This window comes from Patescibacteria group bacterium (assembly GCA_027858235.1).
Taxonomy (GTDB): Bacteria; Patescibacteriota; Patescibacteriia; order Patescibacteriales; family BM507; genus BM507.
Genome location: JAQIDC010000003.1, coordinates 13,054 through 34,341 on the forward strand (window position 1 = coordinate 13,054; position 21,288 = coordinate 34,341).

The 21,288-nt window shown below is 34.7% G+C and carries 16 protein-coding genes and 3 tRNA genes; 13 read left to right on the forward strand and 6 right to left on the reverse strand.

Translation table 11 applies throughout. The annotated features are described in order from the left end of the window. Positions 1–256: 256 nt before the first annotated feature. The gene (locus tag PF572_00105; protein MDA3839470.1) at positions 257–769 is read left to right on the forward strand and encodes a hypothetical protein; all 513 of its coding nucleotides are present in this window, start codon (positions 257–259) and stop codon (positions 767–769) included. A gap of 244 nt (positions 770–1,013) precedes the next feature. Here PF572_00105 and PF572_00110 read toward each other — a convergent pair. From PF572_00110 to PF572_00120, 3 genes are all read right to left on the reverse strand, one after another. Beyond that, positions 1,014–1,086, reverse strand: a tRNA-Ile gene (locus PF572_00110). A gap of 190 nt (positions 1,087–1,276) precedes the next feature. Then, positions 1,277–1,350: transfer RNA gene (locus tag PF572_00115), tRNA-Val, on the reverse strand. Between the two features lie 85 nt (positions 1,351–1,435). Continuing rightward, a complete protein-coding gene (locus PF572_00120) occupies positions 1,436–2,647 on the reverse strand; it encodes a DHH family phosphoesterase (GenBank protein MDA3839471.1) in 1,212 nt (403 codons plus the stop codon). A 283-nt stretch (positions 2,648–2,930) separates the two neighbouring features. On the opposite strand from PF572_00120, the gene PF572_00125 reads away from it, so the two are divergent. The 4 genes from PF572_00125 (at position 2,931) to PF572_00140 (ending at position 4,864) form a co-directional block, all read left to right on the forward strand. After that, the gene (locus PF572_00125; GenBank protein MDA3839472.1) at positions 2,931–3,221 is read left to right on the forward strand and encodes a hypothetical protein; all 291 of its coding nucleotides are present in this window, start codon (positions 2,931–2,933) and stop codon (positions 3,219–3,221) included. A gap of 131 nt (positions 3,222–3,352) precedes the next feature. Further along, positions 3,353–3,529: a DUF5320 family protein gene (locus tag PF572_00130; protein ID MDA3839473.1), complete on the forward strand. Its 177-nt coding sequence runs from the start codon at positions 3,353–3,355 to the stop codon at positions 3,527–3,529. Positions 3,530–3,604: 75 nt separating this feature from the next. Further along, the gene (locus tag PF572_00135) at positions 3,605–3,901 is read left to right on the forward strand and encodes a DUF134 domain-containing protein (GenBank protein ID MDA3839474.1); all 297 of its coding nucleotides are present in this window, start codon (positions 3,605–3,607) and stop codon (positions 3,899–3,901) included. A gap of 3 nt (positions 3,902–3,904) precedes the next feature. Then, a complete protein-coding gene (locus tag PF572_00140) occupies positions 3,905–4,864 on the forward strand; it encodes an SLAC1 anion channel family protein (protein ID MDA3839475.1) in 960 nt (319 codons plus the stop codon). 50 nt (positions 4,865–4,914) lie between these two features. On the opposite strand, the gene PF572_00145 is transcribed toward PF572_00140, so the two are convergent. Then, positions 4,915–4,987 (reverse strand) — tRNA-OTHER (locus tag PF572_00145). Positions 4,988–5,620: 633 nt separating this feature from the next. Here PF572_00145 and PF572_00150 point away from each other — a divergent pair. The 3 genes from PF572_00150 to PF572_00160 all read left to right on the forward strand — a co-directional run bounded on the left by PF572_00150 (position 5,621) and on the right by PF572_00160 (position 9,820). Then, positions 5,621–5,827 (forward strand): hypothetical protein, encoded by a 207-nt coding sequence (locus tag PF572_00150; GenBank protein ID MDA3839476.1) that lies wholly within the window; start codon positions 5,621–5,623, stop codon positions 5,825–5,827. Positions 5,828–5,990: 163 nt separating this feature from the next. After that, complete coding sequence (locus PF572_00155; protein ID MDA3839477.1) at positions 5,991–8,714, forward strand: valine--tRNA ligase; 2,724 nt, start codon at positions 5,991–5,993, stop codon at positions 8,712–8,714. A 47-nt stretch (positions 8,715–8,761) separates the two neighbouring features. Continuing rightward, positions 8,762–9,820 (forward strand): mechanosensitive ion channel family protein, encoded by a 1,059-nt coding sequence (locus tag PF572_00160; protein MDA3839478.1) that lies wholly within the window; start codon positions 8,762–8,764, stop codon positions 9,818–9,820. Between the two features lie 56 nt (positions 9,821–9,876). Here the strand turns inward: PF572_00160 and PF572_00165 are convergent, their stop codons facing one another. Beyond that, positions 9,877–10,047 carry a hypothetical protein gene (locus PF572_00165; protein MDA3839479.1) on the reverse strand — a complete coding sequence of 57 codons (171 nt, stop codon included), beginning with the start codon at positions 10,045–10,047 and terminating at the stop codon, positions 9,877–9,879. A 131-nt stretch (positions 10,048–10,178) separates the two neighbouring features. Then, on the reverse strand, positions 10,179–10,340 hold the full coding sequence (locus PF572_00170) for a hypothetical protein (GenBank protein MDA3839480.1): 162 nt from the start codon (positions 10,338–10,340) through the stop codon (positions 10,179–10,181). 174 nt (positions 10,341–10,514) lie between these two features. Between PF572_00170 and PF572_00175 the strand changes: the two genes are divergently transcribed. The 5 genes from PF572_00175 to PF572_00195 all read left to right on the forward strand — a co-directional run. After that, the gene (locus PF572_00175; protein MDA3839481.1) at positions 10,515–11,579 is read left to right on the forward strand and encodes a lytic transglycosylase domain-containing protein; all 1,065 of its coding nucleotides are present in this window, start codon (positions 10,515–10,517) and stop codon (positions 11,577–11,579) included. Between the two features lie 21 nt (positions 11,580–11,600). After that, positions 11,601–12,314, forward strand: a complete 714-nt coding sequence (locus PF572_00180) for a C39 family peptidase (protein ID MDA3839482.1) — start codon at positions 11,601–11,603, stop codon at positions 12,312–12,314. A gap of 304 nt (positions 12,315–12,618) precedes the next feature. After that, positions 12,619–13,050 (forward strand): hypothetical protein, encoded by a 432-nt coding sequence (locus tag PF572_00185; GenBank protein MDA3839483.1) that lies wholly within the window; start codon positions 12,619–12,621, stop codon positions 13,048–13,050. 17 nt (positions 13,051–13,067) lie between these two features. Then, entirely contained in the window at positions 13,068–18,053 is a 4,986-nt protein-coding gene (locus PF572_00190; GenBank protein MDA3839484.1) for a fibronectin type III domain-containing protein, read from the forward strand. A 131-nt stretch (positions 18,054–18,184) separates the two neighbouring features. After that, a partial coding sequence (locus PF572_00195) for a hypothetical protein (protein ID MDA3839485.1) occupies positions 18,185–21,288 on the forward strand: 3,104 nt, incomplete at its 3' end.

Sequence of the window (21,288 nt, forward strand, 5' to 3'; positions counted from 1 at the left end):
ATTGCAAGAGATAAAAGTGAAAGAAATTTTTATATTTTGCGTAGTACTAAGTGCATGGAGAAATAGCTACGGCTATAAATAAAAAAAATTGCCTGACAAGCAAAAAACAGACCTGCGGGGGCATGGTCTGTTTTTAAAAAAAAGAGGGTGAAAGAAATATTTTTATCTTGCGTAGTACTAAGTGCATGGGGAAATAAGTGATCACTAAATCCTTTCAAAAAATAAATTAATTAAAAATACTAATAATATTAAAATTATGAAAAACAATAAATTAACAGTTGGAGCAGCAGCTCTAGTAGCCATTATCGCTACAGCCGGAATGGCAGCTAGCACTTTCGCCTATCAAGGTGATCCAAGCGTTCAAGGACCAAACGTAGACACAGCAACTCATGAAGCAATGACAGCTGCATTTGAAAGCGGTAGTTATGAAGCCTGGAAAGCAAATAAACCAAACGAATCAAAAGGAAGAATGATGGAAGTTATTAATGATGAAGCATCTTTTGCAAAGTTTGCAGAAATTAGAGAACTAAGATTGGCCGGCGATACAGAAGGAGCAGATGCTCTAAGGGTTGAGTTAGGATTAGGACTTCATGATGGTGAAAGCAGAGGGACAGGAATGAAAAACTCAGGAAACAAAGGTGCTGGACAAGGTGAAGGTGAAAGAGGTGCTAATGGTTCAAGAGGTTCAAATAACGAAAATAGAGGACAAAACCAAGGCGGAAACTTCGTAGATGCAAATGGCGACGGAGCTTGTGACTTAATTGAGTAAATTAAAACTAGATTTAATTTTACAAAAAAAACAGACCGTAGGAATCCGGTCTGTTTTTTATTTTGTGCTCCTGGATGGTTTCGAAGGGGTGGAAACCCCAACACTTATTCTCTGGATAGTTTATCTAGAAATCCTGTTCGTGAGTTTTGACTTGTTTTTATTCATTTTTAATATTAGTTCACATGGTTCGCACCTCCAAAATCTCAAAACAAAAACTCCGCCATTTGGCAGAGTTTTTATTTTGTGCTCCTGGATGGTTTTGAACCATCGACCCCCACGTTATAAGCGTGGTGCTCTAACCCCTGAGCTACAGGAGCGTAATGTATTTTGAATGTTTTCTGGATTCCGGATTCCTCCAAAGGCGGACATGCAAGTCCAGAATGACCTTGTTTCATGTTTTGTAATATGTGTTACATGAAATGGTGGACGACACAAGATTCGCACTTTTACACATCTTCGATATGGAAAAGTATTTCGCACTCGCACGTGCTCAAAACAGTGTCGGGGTGGACGCGAGAGGACTCGAACCTCTGACCCCCACGATGTCAACGTGATACTCTAACCAGCTGAGCTACGCGTCCAGGGTTTTTGGATTTACTCATCCAAACAAAAAAGGATTTGGTAATCCTAGAATAAATTTATCACTATTTATTGTTTTTTACAAGATTAGATGGATAGTTTTGTTAAGTTTTCTTTTATTTTCTCGATAATATGTTTTTCGGCTTCTGTTATCGATTTTTCTAAACTAAATTTAGCTAGGTTTTTTGTTCCGCTGGAGTTAAATTCTTTGCTTAACTGAAGGGCATTTACTCCTTTCATTGAGTGTATAATAGTTTTTGTATTAACTTTTTCTCCCTCTTTTACTTCATAAATTAGAACTATTATTCTTGCTTCAGGAATTGAGACTATAAGTTCGTCGATTACTTCTGAAAGGTCTCTCTCGCTAGTCTGTGTTTTGTGAAAATCCATATGTGAAAGTACAGACCAAACCAACTTACCCCCGTGATTGTTGTTAAGACGGGCAAGAACTCTTCCCCAGAGCTTTAAAACACCAATTGTTCTGGATCTATAGAGTGTATTTACAATCAATTCTCTGTCTGCTCCCATTGAAATAAGTTGAGCAACGGTAGAGAGAGAATCTGGTGTAACATTCTGAGTTTTGAAACTTTTTGTTTTGGAAATAATCCCTGTCAAAAGAGCGGTGGCAATATTTTCATCAATACTGTCTCTAGAATAATTTGATAATAGATTGAAAAGAATTTCAGAACTAGATACAGCAGTTAAGTCAATTAAGTTTATTTGTCCGAACTCTTCATTTTCAGAATGGTTATCAATATTAATTAAGGGAATTTTGTAGAAAAACTCTGTATCGTCTTCAAAAATTTTTCCTAGCGATTCAATATCAGGGCTATCTATACTGATAATTAAATCATATTTATATTTGCTCGAAGAGGAAGAAATGTCTTCTTCTGTAAAATTGCCTTCTTTGGGGGTGACAATAAAGTTTAGTTTATTCTCCTCATTATTATATTTTACTTTTTCAACCTTTGTATTGGTGGTATCTAGGCTTATTATAAAATTTTTAAGATTTTTAAAATTACTTTTAATGTCTGTAAAATCCGAAAGAAAAGAATAGATGCTATTTGTGTGAGTTGAGTCAGCAACAATATCAACTTGCTTGCCAAGTTTTTTTAGAAACAGATTTAGAGCCAGGGCAGAAGAAACAGCATCACCAGACCATTCGGCTGAAAATGTGATTAGAATATTTTTGGCTTTTTTGATTTGCTCAAAAATTTGCTGTTCCTGGGTTAACATAAAAAATGGCCTCAAGGCCTTATTAATTTTTACTATATTGATAGATTTAATTGTTTCAATCAATACTCTAATATATACAAAATATTGGAATGTGTCAAGATGGACCCGATTTCTATTGACTAAAATGATTTTTTATGTTAAAAAAATATACTGTTCTTTAAACATTTTCCAATAGAAGGAGACAATGATGAAAAATATATTATATTGTATCGGACTTTTCTTTGTTATTTTGTTTTTATTGTACTTGAATTTTTTAGCCAATTTGTATGGGTTTAATGACTTTAGCTTAACACTAAATTATTTTACAGTTTTTTCTTGTCTTTTACTGGCTATAATAATATCAAATATGAATAAAAATGACTTTAAAAAGGTCAGCAGTCTGATTATAAAGTTCTTCTTTCAAGATAAGACCATAATCTCTAATGATATGGAGGAATTCAAAGCTTGTCGAGTTGAAAAAATTGACGAAGAGAAGGGAATGGTAGAACTTCTCTATTATGAAAAAAAGACAGTTATGGTTAGTGACCTACTTACATTTCATCCTCAGATCGAAATTGGGAATTATGTCAAAAGAGAATCTTCTTTTGTCTATTTAGTTGATAATAGGGGGTATAAATATATTTCCTGCATTGCATAGCTCAAAGTCCCCTTAACTTAGGGGATTTTTTATTTTCTAAAAAACACTTGACAAAATATAGATATGGGTATATACTCAATATTATAAGAGTATATTCTCATAAATAAATTAATAGATTGGAGGTGATAATTATGCCAAATAAAAATGGAACAGGACCTGAAGAAAAAGGTTCAAAAACAGGAAGAGGACTAGGAAATTGTGGTGGAGGCGCTACTGAATCAAATGGTCAAGGACGTGACCAAGGAATGGGTCAAGGAAGAGGTATGGGGATGAGAAGAAGAGTAAATACCTCACAATATAATAGTTAATTCCTTATTAAACCCGCAGAAGGTTTGTGTGACAAATCTTTTGGGGCTTGATAATATAGAATTGTAGAAGTAAATATGAATAATCAAAGAAGATTTGGTCGACCAAGACTAAAGAGAAAAATTAGATTTAATCCCAAGGTGGATTATTTTAAACCGCAGGGCATTCCTATGGCTGGTTTGGAAGTTGTCGAATTGAGTAAGGAAGAATTAGAGGCAATGCGTCTTAAAAACATAAAAAATCTAGACCAAAAAGAATGTGCTCTTGCCATGAACACTTCTCCTGCAACCCTGCAGAGAATTTTAGCGAGCGCTTATAATAAAATTTCAATTGCCCTCGTTGAAGGCAGGGCTATAAAAATTATTAAAGAATAAAATATGTTAAAAGAATGTAGAATAAAAAATTTTCCCGTTTCTTTCTTCTCGGTAGTTATGGGATTGAGTGGTTTGGCCATTAGTTTGCAAAAAGCAACAGAAATATATGGAATATCGAATATATATTCTAATCTTATGCTTGCCATTACTGTAGTTATTTTTGGTTTGCTTGGATTTTTTTATATTAGAAAAATGATTTCTTGCCCAAGTGAAGTCAAAAAGGAATTCAAACATCCCATTAAAATAAATTTTTTTCCAGCAATTTCAATAAGTTTTTTACTTTTAAGTGTTGCCTATCTGCCTGTTAGTATGGCTGTTTCTAAGTATTTATGGATTATTGGAGCTAGCTCTCATTTGATTTTAACGCTTTCAATAATTACTTCCTGGATTCAACATAAAGTATTTGAAGTAAAACACATGAACCCCTCGTGGTTTATCCCAGCTGTTGGGAATATCTTGGTTCCAATTGCGGGAGTAACACACGCACCCGTGGAAATATCTTGGCTTTTTTTCTCAGCAGGAATTTTCTTTTGGATAATACTCCTCGTTTTGTTTTTTAATAGAGTTTTTTTTCATGATCCTTTGCCAGGCAAGTTATTACCAACCTTGTTCATATTGATAGCCCCTCCAGCAGTTGGATTCATTGCTTATTTTAAGCTAACAGATAATTTTAACGACTTTGCCAGAATCCTATATTATTTTGGGATGTTTATTGTTTTGCTACTTTTCTTTCAGGTCAAAATGCTTTCTAAAATAAAATTTTATTTATCTTGGTGGGCTTATTCTTTTCCCTTGTCGGCGGCAGCTATATCAAATGCCATGATGTATCACATTACCAAAGTAGACTTGTTTAAAAATTTGTTTTTGTTTTTTCTAATTATTCTTGGAGTGCTTATAGTAGTATTGAGTATAAAAACCATTGCCTCTATTTTAAGGAAAGAGATTTGTGTTGAGGAGGATTAATATTTTGAGTAATAAAAAAGAAGTTCGAATATTCGAACTCCTTTTTGTTTTGGAGATAGTAGAAGGATTTGAACCTACGACTTTGCATGCCAATGCAATACTCTACCACTGAGTTATACTATCTCAAAACATAAAATGGCGCCTTGAGGGAAAATGATCCCAGAATAAAAAGTTTTTTAAAATCTTGTGATTTGCGCATCAATCACGAAATGTTAAAAAATCAGATTACTCATGACTAGTGTCTCAAGGACTTTTGAAAAAAAATAGCGGGAGAAACAGATGGTTGAGGTTGGTAGGGTTGCTACTCACTAGCTTAACGCTAGCTGAAATTCTTCACCCCTGCCATGCAGGTGTGTTTCTCCCGTTTTTTAATGAACAAAATTCTAATGTCAGATTAGTAACAAGAATAGAAAGTGTCAATCTTTACAAAAATATTTTTTTGAGGTATGTTATTTATCTGTTCATTAACATCATATTTTTAAGGGAGGTTTTATGAAAAATCTGTTTCGGGTTATAATTTGGATATTCGTTTTTGTTTGCTTAATTATATTTTCTTCATTGGTTAGTACTATTTGGGGGGAAATAACTCGCTTTATTCCGGGGGAAACTTTTGGGATGATTGCCGAAATTGGATTCTATTCTTTACTTGCATGCTCCCTTTTTTATTCGAATTACTTCGTTACCCAAAAGTTCCCCAGTTTATCTTTATTTTGGTCATTTGTTTTTTGTAATAAACTATCTGTTCGTGTAAAACAAATGGTTGATAATCAAGACTCTTCTGTGGCTATAGTATACGATAAGTATCTCTTAGTTGAGGGTTATGGTAAGACAGAAAAAATATTTGGGGCAGAAAAATATTTTAGTGACATTGAGCCCGGGGACATTCTGAGAAAAGTCGGGAAATTAATTTCTCTGGAAAAAGGGGGCGATTTTTTTAAAGTATATGAAGTAAGTCTTGAATAATTAAAATAAAAAAGTATTAAAAATAAAAGAGACCGTGGAAAACCATGGTCTCTCTTTTTTTGAGAATATTAATACTTAAAATCATTGTTCTTGTCTTGCAAAAAAGGGGGTATTTTGATAACCTAGATATATAAAAACATATTATATTAGCCAAAATTATTATATGAAAGAATTATCAAAAAGTTACAATCCAGCTGATTACGAAGACGTTATTTACGAGAAATGGGAGAAATCTGGAGCTTTTAAGCCAGGCGACATCAGTGAAGGCGACAAAACATATTCCATAGTAATGCCACCACCAAATGTGACTGGTACTCTTCATCTTGGACACGCGGCTATGTTGGCTATTGAGGATTTGATGATTCGTTACAGGAGGATGCAGGGGGACAAGACTCTGTGGGTGCCAGGAACTGATCATGCTGCCATCGCCACACAAGCCAAGGTAGAAAAGATTTTATTAGAAGAAGGTGTGAATAGGCATGAACTGGGACGTGAGAAATTTTTAGAAAGAATTAATCAATTCGCCCAAGAATCACACGACACAATAACTAATCAGGTTAAAAAAATGGGTTCATCTTGTGATTGGTCTCGTGAGGCTTTTACCTTGGACGCGACTAGGAGCAAGGCTGTCCGTGCTGTCTTTAAACTAATGTACGACGACGGCTTAATAGTTCGCGGTGATAGAGTGGTTAATTGGTGCACTAAATGTCATTCAACTCTTTCAGATGACGAGGTTGAATACAAAGCGCAAAAAGCTAAATTTTACACCTTTAAATATGATAAAAATTTTCCTATTAGTATTTCCTCAACTAGACCAGAAACAAAGCTAGGTGATACAGCTGTGGCGGTAAATCCGAAAGATGAACGTTATAAAAAATACATAGGACAAGAGTTTGATGTAGATTTTTGTGGTCAAAAACTAAAAATAAAAATTATTGGTGATAGGCATGTTGATATGGAATTTGGAACTGGTGCTCTTGGAGTAACCCCAGCGCACTCTATGGTGGATTGGAAGATGGCCGAGGACAATAAGTTAGAGATTGTAAAAGTGATTGATGAAGACGGAAATATCCGAGATGGTTTTGGAGAATTTTCTGGTATGACTGTTTATAAGGCACGAAAAAGAATCGTCGAAATACTAAATGAGAAAAATCTCATTGAAGCTAGTGATGAAATAGACAATAACTTATCTATTTGCTATAGATGTGATACTCCAATTGAACCAATCCCAAGTTTACAATGGTTTATTGATGTAAATAAGCCACTTGATAAATTTGAAGGTAAATCTATAAAAGATGTAGCCAATCAAGTTGTGCGTGAAGGCTATTTAGGAGATAAAGATAAAAAAATAAATATATATCCAGAGCGTTTTGAAAAAAACTATTTTAATTGGATGGAGAATCTAGGGGATTGGTGTATTTCAAGACAGATTTTGTATGGGCATCAGGTTCCTGTTTGGTATAGAGGTGAGTTAAAAGATAAAAGTGAAAAGTTAAAAGACAGAGAAGTTTATGTTGGGATTGAAGCTCCTGAAGGAGAGGGATGGGTTCAGGATACCGATACACTTGATACCTGGTTTTCATCTGGGCTTTGGACTTTTTCTACCCTAGCTCAAAAGCCAGAAGATATAAAAATAGAACCTTCGACAAGCTCAGGTCAGGGTGGCAAAATTGTTATTGACACAGATGATTTTAGAAATTTTCATCCAACAAATGTAATGGAGACTGGTTATGATATTTTATTTTTTTGGGTTGCTAGGATGATTATTATGACTACCTATGCGATTGAAGATATTCCATTTCATGATATATATTTGCATGGCTTGATTTTGGATGAAAAAGGAAAAAAGATGAGTAAATCAAAAGACAACACCATTGACCCTCTTATAATGAAAGAAAAATATGGAGCAGATGCAACTAGGCTCGCTCTAGTTATAGGTTCTAGTCCAGGGAATGATATAAAAATAAATGAAGAAAAGATAGCAAGCTTCAGAAATTTTACTAATAAACTTTGGAATGTATGTCGCTTCGCAATTTCGAATTTCGAATTTCGAATTTCGAATGAAAACTTAATTTTTAATGACTTGAATGAATCTGATGTATGGATATTAAATAAATTTAATATTTTAATAAAAGAAGTTACAGAAGATCTTGATAAATATAATTTTTCGCAAGCTGGAGAAAAATTAAGAGAGTTTACATGGGATGATTTAGCCGACTGGTATTTGGAAATATTAAAGTTTGAGAAAAATAAAGAAAAAGAGAATGTAATAAATTATATTATTCAGAATTTATTAAAATTTTGGCATCCTTTTATCCCGTTTGTGACAGAAGCTATTTGGGGAGAAATGTTTAGCAATGAAAAGATGCTAGTTTTAGAAAAATGGCCAGAAAAAATAGATTTTAAAGGAAATAATGATTTTGACTTGGTTGTTGAGATAGTTAAAGTAATTCGAAATGCACGAAGCATAAACAATGTTGAACCAGCAAAGAAAATTAAAGCAATTATTTACGCTGGTGGCAAAACAGAATTAATCAAATCACAAGAAATATTAATCAAATCACTTCGAACAGGAATCGATGAACTTGAAATTAAAGAGAGAGGTGAAGATCCTTCGGCAAGCTCAGGAGAGCTAAAAGATGAAATATTTACTTCCGTTGGAGACATTAAGATATATTTGATTGGAGCAATCGATGTTGAAAAAGAAAAAGAAAGAATTGAAAAAGAAATTGCGAACACCGAAAAACAAATTTCTATTATTTCCGGTAAACTTTCCAACGAAGCCTTCGTTGCAAAAGCACCTGAGGAACTTGTTAAAAAAGAAAAAGAAAAATTAGTCGAGCTTGAAACCGAGCTTCAGGCTTTTAAAAAACAATTAGATAATTAGTCAATTTAAAGTCGTACATATGTACGACTTTAAATTAATAAAAAAATATGGATTTTATTACAAAATTAGAAGGAATTGAGATTTTAGGTAATTCTCTGTATTCCTACACTTCGGCAGCTATAGTATTTCTTGCAGTTTTGTTTGGGTTAAAGATTTTTAAAACTGTAGTTGTGGCAAGGATTTTGAAAATAGCTAAAAAAACCAAAAGCAATTTAGACGACATGATAATAGAGGCTATTGATGTTATACACTGGCCATTTTATGTATTAGTTTCTATAAACATTGCTTTAAAAACATTATCAGTTGGTGATTTTATAACAAAAATTATATATTATTTATTTTTGATTTCCGTAATGTATTATGTAATTAAATTTTCAGAAAAATTAATTGATTACGGAACAGGTGTAATAATTGAAAAGAAAAAAGAAGGAGGTGGAGGAACTGGCATAATAAATTTTCTCTCAACATTGTCAAAAGTGAGTCTTTGGGTGATTGCTGTGGTTTTACTGCTTTCCAATCTGGGTTATAATGTCACTTCTTTAATAGCTGGTCTTGGTATTGGTGGTATTGCTATTGCCCTTGCTTTACAAAATATTTTGTCAGATATTTTTTCTAGCGTTTCTATCTATTTTGATAAACCATTTAAAATAGGAGACTTTGTTACTATTAATGGGTATTCTGGGACAATAAAAAAAATTGGAATCAAAAGTACTCGCATACAAGCGCTTCAGGGAGAGGAAGTAATAATGAGTAACAACGAACTAACGCAGGCTCAAATTCAGAATTATGGAATAATGGACAGGAGAAGAGTAGTTCTTGAATTAGGAGTTACATATCAAACCAAATCCGAACAATTAAGGAAAATTCCAAATATGTTAAAGAAAATTATTGACAAGGCAGATAATGCAACCTTTGATAGATCTAATTTTAGTTCATATGGAGATTCGAGCCTGGGCTTTGAAACAGTGTTTTACATTGAGAGTTCAGACTACACAGAGTACATGAAAATCCAAGAGGAAGTAAATTTAGGAATTTACGAAGAGTTCGAAAAAGAAAAAATAGAATTCGCATATCCAACTCAGACTTTGTTTATTGAGAAGGAATAGTTTAGAAAGATAAGAAAAAAGCCGCTATCGATGTTTTGATAGCGGCTTTATGTTTTCTAATAATCATCATCAGAGGATATTTCCTCAATCAGGATGTATCCATCTTCTTCTTCTTGATGAAATCCGGTGTAGCAAGACTGAAGCTCTCGCTCATCGTCAGGGAAAAAATCATCAGTAAGAGGTCCAAGAGCATTGTGTCCAAAAGTGGAATCTAGAGGAGCTTTCAATAAGTTGTTACGAGGGTTGAAGCCTTCGGCATGGCGCCGCTCCCTGGGGCTTGGCTTGGGAATAAATGATTGTTTTGGCATAATTACCTCCCTGGAAAAGTGTTTTAGAACACAATGTACTTAAGAAGAAACTAGGCAAGAGCCCATTTATTGTTTCCGATTGGCCGAAAACGTGAGCGTGGTTCTTCTTTCTTAATAGCGGGGGTATTCATTTCTTGTAGCTTTTTTTTCTTTTCCAGAAAAATTTTTACTTCTTTTAAAAGGGCAGCTTCTGCTGTTTTTAAATTAAACATGATGTTCTCCTTCTTTTTGTCAGACCGAAATTGGCCATTTATTGTTGATAACGAAATTGAGTCAACTAATTAGCATAGCATAAATGCTGTATATTGTCAAGTGGTATAATAGTTACTTCTCTATAATTAGTAAATTTAAGTTAATTTGCTATAATATCAATATAAACTAAATGTATGAATGAAAATTTTAATATAAAACCCAAAAGTGTTGAAGAACAAGAATCTAGTAATGCTAACAAAGGTATTACTCGTCGGGGCTTTGTAAAGGGATTAGTGGGATTTGCTATAACCGGAGCAGTAGGAAAAACTGTTGGAGATTTTTTTGAGGATGGTGAAAAAAACAAAGGAGAGAAAACAGAAAATATTACAAAGGAAGAAATATTAAAAGAGGTCGGAGTTGAGGAGAATGATATTAACGAAAATGTCTCAAGGGAAGAGGAGGGAGAATTGAGTCAAGAACAAATTGACTTAAAAAAACTCACGAAACTGTTTATGGAAAAGTATCAAGAACTTTCATGTAAGCACAAATTTTTTCCAAAAGAAATATTTCATGATGATTTTTTTATTGCTACGCAACTACAAGAATCTGGCTATAAAACAGACGCAGAGTCTCATAAGGGTGCGGTTGGTTCAATGCAAAACATGGCAATATCAATAGTGGACGTGGTTAGGGGTTTGAATTTGCTGAAAAGAAGAGGTGAGATTGAATTTGAGATTGAGGGTTTAAAAAAAGAAGACGAACTGGAACCAGAAAAACTAAAAAAAGCGATTAACCCCAAAAGAATACAAGAGATGATAGCAAAAGATCAAAATTTGAGCAGAGCCTTGGGAAAACTATATTTTATGATGTTACATGGGGTGTATGAAGTGGATGAGAATGAATATGGTAAAGGAAATTATAAGGATGCTCAAGAAAAGCTACTGGCTTGTTATAATGGTGGGACAAAACAAAAAGATAGAGAAAAGCATGAATGGCCACCAGAATCTCGAAATTATGTAGAGAAAATAGGCAACTATATGCAGAGACTAACAAACATTAAAGACGAAATGGACAGTAAAGGAATTCTGACTAATGATAATTACACGAGAATGATAATAGCAAGGAAAATGGATGATCCTAGAATAAGCAAAACAAAATATTCAGCACTTAATAATTTTTTAATCCAGATTAAAGAAGAGGAGGATATTGTTAATGGAAAAGTCGGCTACGATAAGATTAAGAGTATAATAAATATATAATCAAGAAAGGAGAATAGTTCATTGAAAGTAAAAACATGTATATTGATTTTGATTTTTGTTGTGTCGGGCAACAATGTATTTGCTAGAACAAAAATAATTAAGGATGTTCCATACATTAACCAGGTAGAGGATGTAGATGAGTCGATGATTCTGGGGCACAATGCATGTGCGGCTACTGTTAGCGTGATGTTGCTAACTTATTATGGCATATTGCCAAAGCACGAGATATTCCCAGGTTATTATATTTATAGCCCCTACATTGGTTTTACTGATAAGGAAGGAAATGACTATAGTCAAGATTTTGCTTATGATTTTGATGGGATTGGTAGTAGAAAGAATAAAGTCTATGGCGCTCATGGTTATATAGTGGGAAAATATGAAGGGAGCTGGCAAGCAGAGGTAGGGAATGTCATAAAATATTTAGAAAATAATGGCTTGGAAGGTGTGGAAAATACTAGTGAGAATATGTTCGAAAAGATTAGAAGGGATATTGATAAAGGACAGCCTTTAATAGCTCGAGCAAAGATTGATCAAAATGGCCATTATTTACTAGTAGTTGGTTATGACGATGAGAAAAATGAAATTATTGTTCACGACCCATATGGAAATGCAAATATAGATTGGTTTAATACTAAAGCAGGAGGAAAGTATGTTAGCTATCCAATGGATAACAACCTTGCCTCTTGGGTGTATGTTAAAATAGAATCAATATTGGAAATAAAAACAAAAAAATAGAATAATTATACAGGTCGGCAATGTCGGCCTTTTTTTTATTTTTAAGTTTTAATTATCCACAGTGCAGTAAACATTAGAAGCACACTAATTATATATAAATTATACAAAAATATATTTTCTTTAAAATTAGCACATTATTGCAGAAGATAGCTATTTATTTTGTATGTACAATGATTATTGAAACTATAGATATTTTACCTTGGTATATGGTATAATACTAGTATAAAAATAAATTTATCGACCCTCGAGATTTGATTCATAGACTACAATAACGACCCTCGAGATTTACTAATATAAGTAAAAAATGGAAAAAGGCAAAAAATTGATATCACTCAAGGAAGCAGCGGAGCTTTCTGGATATAGCTCTGACTATGTTGGACAGTTGATTAGGTCTGGAAAAATATTTGGTGAACAAACCTATTCTAATGTCGTTTGGATGACAACCGAGGATGCTGTTCTCGACTATAGGAACAACTCAAAAAATAAAAATTCAAAACAAGAAGGTATTAAAAAAGGTTATCTTCCTTCACTTAAGAGAAGGTTTTCAATTGAAGTAAATATATTCAGAGTATTCTTTAAAACTTTTAAGAGTGCATTTTTGGTTCTCCTCTTTTTGTTTATATCAGTAATTTTTCTGGTTTCCTATATTGCCTATATTTTAATTAACCCATCTACTTCAATTCAGAAAGATTTGGAAATTCAAAATTCTCAAGAGATAATAGATTTAAATTTTTGACCTTAATTTAGCTTCCCATGCTAAACAATATTCGAAAGAAGAATAGTCCCCCAAACAAGCTTTTAAAGATATATTTAAAAGGTTTTTTTGTATTTGGTTTATTTTTTGTTTTGGTCCTTGGTTTTAGTCCAATTGATTTTTTACAAAGATATATTGGTGCTTTTGGTGGAGAGATGAGGGCTGTTTCTTTTTACGCTTCTAGTGGTAATACTTCGGTGCAATCAGAGGATTATTCTCTTGGATGGTGGGGAGGAGAAAATGTCTTAAATGAACCTCAAATTTCACCAAATGGTAGATTATCTTCTTTTTCTGATACAAACTCTTCCTTCTATAATGGCGGAGATTTTTCCTTGCTTATTTCAGACTTCACTCTAAAAGGAGTGTCACTTCCAAGTCAAACAGAACCTGAAGTGGAATTTATGGAAATTAATGAAGATTCCTCCGAGGACTCTTTTTTGGAAGATGGATTAACAGAGCAGGGAGGAGAAGAAAGAGCTCATGACGAAAGTGAGACATCAACCACCACGGACGCGACTAGTACGGATATTTTGAGTAAAAAAACATTAGTAAATATTGCAAATGCTCAAGAAGATTCAGATTTGTCTGTTTTGGGAGAATTTGATTCTGCAAAAATAATGATTTCCTTTGCTCTTGGTTCCTTGGAAGCAGACTCTAGTGGCGGAGGAGCTATTGTTCCTGTTGAAATAGCCACAAGCACTGCAAGCTCGAGCGATGACGAGATTGAGTCAAATGAAGACGAAATTGATGAAAATGTTATAGCAAGTTCAAGCGATGAGCTTGGTGACGATTCTTCGGAGAAAGATACGCCGGAAGAACAGACGCTTGAAGAACAGACGCCGGAAGAACAGACGCTTGAAGAAATAATTAAAGAAGATGACGAAGAGATTATTCAGGATGTCGAAATTATCATCGAAGAAGAGGATATTTCTGAGGACTTTGAACAGAGTGTAGAAATAATCGAAAATGAAGAAGAGGCGTCTGTAATTAAAATTAAAGAAGAAGAGAAAACAGAAGAAGAAGTTGAAGATATTGTAGAAGAAATAGTAGCTCCGGTAGTGTCTGAACCAGATCCGGAGGTGGAGAATAGCGACGGGGATATAATTTCAAAAATATTTTCTGTTAAAAATGCAATCGCTCAATCAGACAGCCCAAAATTTGCTATTTGGTATTCAGTTATGAGTGAGACTGGCGATGCTAGTACAAGTGCTTCTACAACAGGTCGAGAAATATGGGAAAAATTAGATACAGTTTATGACGACGATTTGTCTAATTATTTAAATGATGGATTCTTTTCTTATGATGCGCCTTTTCTTGAGTCATGGACTGACCTTGAAAATCTGAAAATAAAAATTGAAGGCCTCGCCGATGAACAAGCTGATTTTGTTTTGTATATTGATAGTATTTGGGTTGATATTGAATATGAGAAAGACCCCAACACTCCAGAACTTCCTGAAGAAAAAGAATTGCGTTGGGAAAATATGCTCGAATTTTTATCAGATCAAAAAGTTTTTACTTTTGATGAAAAAGGAGAATTTCGATTTAAATATAATAAAAACAAAAAGACTTTAAGTGAGAGCTTTGGACTTTCTGGTTACTGGGATAGTGTAGATATAGAAGTTGAGATAGAAGATTTTAAAGGAGATATTTTAGAGCTTCCCCTAATAATAGTATTCGAAGAAGATGGAGAATTCTCTATTACTTTGCCGAGCTTGCCTAGAAAATTTAGACCAGGAGAATATAGGATTAAGTTTACTATTATCGATAGTTCAGGAGCCGAAACAGAAGAATTTGTTCTAGAAGAAAGTTTTTCTTGGGGGGTTTTGGCCATAAATACTGACAAATCTATTTACAAAATAGGTGACGAATCAGCGTTTATTCAAATGGCGGTTTTAGATGAAGGTGGACACACCTTATGTGGGGCTGATTTGAGTTTAGAAATTATTTCACCAGATGGAGAAGTTCGAATTTTTGATACAAGTAATGACACAATAATTCAAAACGAATTTTGTGAGCCAGAAAATGTAATAACGAGTCCAGATTATTATACATATTTTCAGTTAGCAGGTGTTGGCACATATGAACTAAAATTAAAAGCAATTACCGAGAATGGAGTTAAAGAAATTACGGATAGTTTTAGGGTTGTTGAAGAAACTTCTTTTGATATATCGAGGATTGGTCCGACCAGAATATATCCGCTGGCTAATTATGAAATGAAAATAAATATTTTGGCTAGTGAAGATTTTGAAGGAAATTTTTACGAATACGTCCCTGACGGTTTTTACATAGTAAATCAAACCTTGAAAATTAAGAAAGCCTCAACGACGGATTTCGTTTTGTATAATAGCCAAGTATCAAGTAGCACAGAAGAATATATTTTTGATGAATTTGAAATAAACGACGAAAAAGAATTATCTTGGAAAAATTTATTAATTGAAGATGGCGATGAACTGGAAGCAGTTTATCTGTTTGATGCGCCAAATGTTTCACCGGAGTTATACTTACTTGGACCAGCAAGTATTGCAACCACTACAGAAGACAGACAATGGCAGATAGCTTCAGATGCTATAACAACCTACCCCGGAACAGCTGGAATAAATGTAAACTGGACAGATCCAACATTTGCCTGGGATTCTAGTAACAACACTTATGCCACAAAAGCAATTCCTAAAAAGAATGTTGATGACTCGGCAAATTATTTACTTGTAACATCTAATACTGCTACGGATATTGGAGGGATCATTTCAAGCGTTAAAATCGCTGTTGAAGGATTTGTTGAAAACACAGCGATAACAACCTATGTTGTCCCCGTTCTTGGAGGAGCCGATGGTGGAATCTATACGATAACTGGGACAACCATGGGAACTACTGATAATGATGTTCCAGTTTACCTAGATATTACATCAGAGATTGGGACTTGGACATGGGCGGATATTATTGGAATGGATATTAGGCTTTATGGTCAAAATAGTTCTAATCCTACGGACTATACTCTTTCCATTGATCAAATAAATATTCTAGTAGATTACACCACAAATAACTTGCCAACAGGATCTTTTACGGGAGCAAGTCAGAAAGTTGATTCTTCAGGAGTGATTGATTTGTCTATTCAAGCCGATGACCTTGATGATGATCCTCTTAGAGCAAAAATAGAATATGTTTCTGGAGCTACTTGTGATTTTGCAACTCCTCTTGATCCTTATTTAGATGAAACAGATACAAATGCTACTTCTACTTTTGGTGATGCCAAGATTAATAACAATGAAGACTATCAAGTTGGTTCTTCAACTGGTTATATTATTACGACTAGTGGGGCTAACAGTGTTTATTTTGATTGGTTGAGTACACCAGCTCTAGACGGAGCCGATGGAACATACTGTCTTCGATTAACTGCTAATGATTTGGTAGAGGACCAAGCAATTTTAGCCACAACTACAGTGGACATTGACAATAAAAATCCAACAGCTCCGGGAGAATTTACTTTTTCTTCGCACACCAAAGACTCTTTAACTCTTTCTTATGGGGCAACATCAAGTGACACTAATTTTTCGGACTATAAAATATTTTGGAAAATCTATGACGGGACAGCTCCAGACGAGGGCGACAATGAAATAAACTCAAGTGGAGATACAAATCTTGGAGCAATTGATTTTAACGGAATAGCTACAACTTCAATAACTGGTCTTTCTGAAAATATTCAATATTCTGTTTCCATTTGGGCTTATGACATTTATGGTCATTCCGCCAGTTCAACATATACTAGTTTTTATACCAACCAAACACCAACCTCAAGTTTCAATTCAGCTGTCCAAAGGACAGATGGTACAGGCGTTGTTGATATTTCTCTTGATGTTAATGATGGTGATAATGATAACTCAATTGCTCGAATTGATTATGTTCTTGGTGCAGCCTGTAATTTTTCTACTCCACTTGATCCAACCATTGATGAAACACAGTCGAATATTTCAAGTACTTATGGTGTTCCAACTATTGAAAATGATAATATCTATCAAGTTGGTGCAGTTGATTGGTGGATTACAACTCCAGATGTAAATACATTGCAGTTCGACTGGTTTGGTCAAACTGACTTGCCTTTAGGGGAGGCTACTTATTGTTTGCAATTTACAATGAATGATATTGCAGACGATCAAAACACCCCAGCAACCACAACTCTCACAATAGACAATGCAGCCCCAAGCCCTCCAGGACAATTGACGAGTGGGGAGGTAACTGGATCTACAATTAAATTAATTTTTGGAGCGACTTCAACTGACTCGAATTTTTCTCACTACGAAATTCACTACAAAGAAGGTACAACAGGAGTAGTCATAACAGATCCTGAACATATTAATACCGATTTGTCTGATATTAATTATAATGGGACTTCATCAACAACCGTTGGAAGTTTAAATTTAAATACAGACTACGTGTTTAATATTTGGGCTTATGATACTTATGGAAATATTATCGCATCAACCGAAACTACCGCCAAGACAAATTCTTCTATTACTAATGACTCACTTACTTTCACAAATCCAGATACTCTAAATCAACTGATCGCCGACGGAACTAGTGAATGGAATTTTCGAGCTCTTGTTTCTGACCTCGGCGGCTATGCTGGACTAGACACAGTTTTATTGAGATTGGCTGACTCTGCTGACAATGTTTCACCATTTGGTAATTTAGAATTTTCTTGGACAGAGGCAACAGCTTTATTTTCTGAGACGGGGGCAGATGTTAATGGGGCGGTCGTAATTTCCCCAAACAGCACCTCAACATGCTCAGTCAATACTTGTACCATTGATTTTACTTTAATTTTTAATCATAATTTTGCAAGTTCTACCACCGATTATTCAGCTGAGCTTTATTCAACAAATGATTTAGCTTCTTTTGATGGTGATTCTTACCTTGATTTATACAAGGTTGATTTATATAGGATTGAACAAGTGCATTACAGATGGCGTAATGATGATGGAGGAGAGTAGGGGAATTTAGAATTTAGAATGAAAAATATTACAGTTGTCATTCTGAGGGAGCTAAAGCGACCGTAAGAATCTCATACCACGAACGAGATTGCTTCGTCGCTCCGCTTCTCGCAATGACAATAAAGCATAGAATGAACATCTTTAAGAAAAAATTTAATAGAAAAATAATATCGGGCTTTTTGGCTTTGTTGTTTTTTATTTTCTTTTCAGTCTCAGCTTCAGCTGCTGGTCCTTCTGGTTTAAAATTTGATAATATTTCTGATAAAAAAGACTTTGTAAGAACAGAGACCCCTAGTTTTATTTATGAGGCCAGTAAAGAAAGAGAGGGATTTTCTAAATTTAGCGCTTGGTTTAAAAATATTTTTGTTGATGAATTTAGGGATATTGAGGTTCGAGCGGAGATCTATGATATTAATGGTAAAAAGAAAGATAATTTAGTGGTGACAAAAGAATATTTAGACAATGGACAGTTTGAATTGAAAATTGATAACGAAGAAGAAAAACTTAGACCAGGAAAAAAGACAATAAAATTTTTTGTAGTTGATGGTGATGAGGAAATAATAATTGAAAAAGATTTTTCTTGGGGAGTACTTGCAATAAATTCTAATCAAGATAAATACAAAACTTCTGAAACGGCTGATTTATTTATGGCAGTTTTGAACGACACTGGTCATGTTGTTTGTGATGCCGGGCTAGAACTTTTAATCGAAGCACCAGACGGTGGTAAGGCAACACTCTCAACTGCAAATGGTTTAATTGAAGTGTCCTCTGAATGTCGTGAAAATATTACCAGTCTCCCGGACTACAGTACAAAATATCAAGTTGCCGGAGAAGGAGAATACAAAATGACCCTAAATGCAGTTACTAAAAATGGGATCTATAGTATCACCGATAATTTTTCGGTAGAGAATAATGCTGATTTTTATTTCAAAAGAAGTGCTCCAACAAGGATTTATCCAGTCGAAAATTACGAAATGAACTTGAGTATTAAGGCCGGTGATGATTATCGGGGGGAGATAAAAGAAGTAGTGCCCGCTTCATTTAAAATAAGCGATGTTGAGATTTATAAAAACAACTCCATAATTCAAAATTCAAAATTCATAATTAAAAATTTTGGGAAAAAACAAGAAATAGTCTGGGATAATGTAGAACTTCTAAAGGGAGATGAACTAGAAATTATCTACACCTTCGATGCTCCCGACGTATCTCCGGAATTGTTTATGATGGGACAAGCCAGCATTGGTGATTATTTAGAGTATCGTGATTGGCAGATAGCCTCTGATGCTGTTGCCACCTATATTTATAACACCGCCTCAAATGTAGGCTGGACAAACCCATCTCAATCAGTTGATGGTTCAAATAATCTTTATGCTCAAAGATTGATACCAAGAAAATCTGTAAATGATTCAGCTAACTATTTACAAGGTACTGCAAATAACGCCACCGATATTGGAAATGCAATTACTCAAGTTGAAGTTGGGACTGAGGCTTATGCTGCCAATACTCAGGTCTCTATGTATGTTCAACCATTTTTTAATGGTTCAACAGCTGGTTCATCTCAAAGTTATGGCATGGGAACAAGCGACACAAATACTATTTATTATCTTGATGTTACTAATGATGGAAATGCTCCAAGCACTTGGACATGGAATGATATTATGAATCTAGATGTTAGGTCTTATGGATTTGATACATCTAACGGTTCAAGTTTTAATTTGTATGTTGACCAGTTCTATGTTCAAGTTAATTATGACTTGAATGACGCTCCAACCGCAACTCTCACGTCAGCTACTCAAAAAATAGATGGGAACGGAGCAGTTGATATTACATTTACGGCCGATGATTTAAATGCCGATGATTTGATTGCTAAAATAGAATATGAAGCTGGTAGTGGATGTGCTTTTGTAACTGCCCCGAACTCAACTATTGATACAACTCCCGCTAATACAACATCAACCCTCGGAGTTGATCCCGACGCTGATAACGGAAATGATTTTCAAGTCGGTAACGCCACAGCTTATATTATTACTAGTCTGGGAGAAAATACCATTAGCACAGATTGGTTATCACAAACAGATGTGCCACTTGCAAATGGTGACTATTGTTTGCGGTTAACTGTTAATGATGGTGTCGATGATCAGGTGACCCCGAGCACTATTGTGGTTACTCTGGATAATGTTGCTCCATCAATATCGAACGTCACATTTTCCCAAACTTCTGGTTACCTAGGGATTGGGGACTCAGTTGATTTGACCATTACATCTGATGCTACTGGTTATACAGCTGGAGCTATATTGGTTAATGGAGTGGATGTGTCTGGAACAATAGTTGATAATCTAAATAACACTTATTCAGTCACTTATGCTGTTACAGAAGGAGATGCTGATATTCTTGATACAGCCGATTTGCCAATTAGTATTATTTTGAAGGATTCAAATAATAATTCAAGTTCAGCCTATACCACAGCTGATATAAACAATAGACCAGGGGTAGATGCCAATAAGCCAGTTTTAACAGGCATTAGTATTACAAACAATAATTACAAGATTGGCGACACGATTACAATTGTTATCTCTGTTTCAACGGATGCTGATGCATACACCTTGGGAGTTACAACAATCAACGGAGTGACAGCGACAAATTTAGTAAAAGTTAATGACACAACCTATAACGCAGACTATTTGGTTTCTGAAGGCGATACTGACAGAACGACTGGAACAATTCCAGCTTCTGTAATTTTGATTGACCAGGGAGGGAATGAGAATATTGCCTATACAAGTGTTTCACCGAATTCAGCTACGGTTGATGCTCACTACCCAGAAATTTCGTCAGTCACAATTCCGAGTCTAAGTTACAAGGTGGGAGATACTATCACTTTAACTGCAACAGTCACAATAGATCCTGATACATATACTCTCGGTAATACAACAGTCAATGGAGTAACTGCAACAAATATACAAAAAACAAATGACACAACATATACTTTTGATTATACTGTTGTCGAAGGCAATACAGATAGGACAGCAGGAACAATACCAATTTCTGTTATTTTTCGTGACTCAGTTAATCAAGAAAATATTACCGCTTTTGTTGCCCCTACTGTTAACACAGCCTCGATTGATGGACATACTCCAACAATCTCAAACGTCACATTTGTTCCAACAAGCGGTGTTCTAAAAATTGGTGACTCAGCAACAATCACAGTCACCTCAGATGGCACAGGCTACAGCGCTGG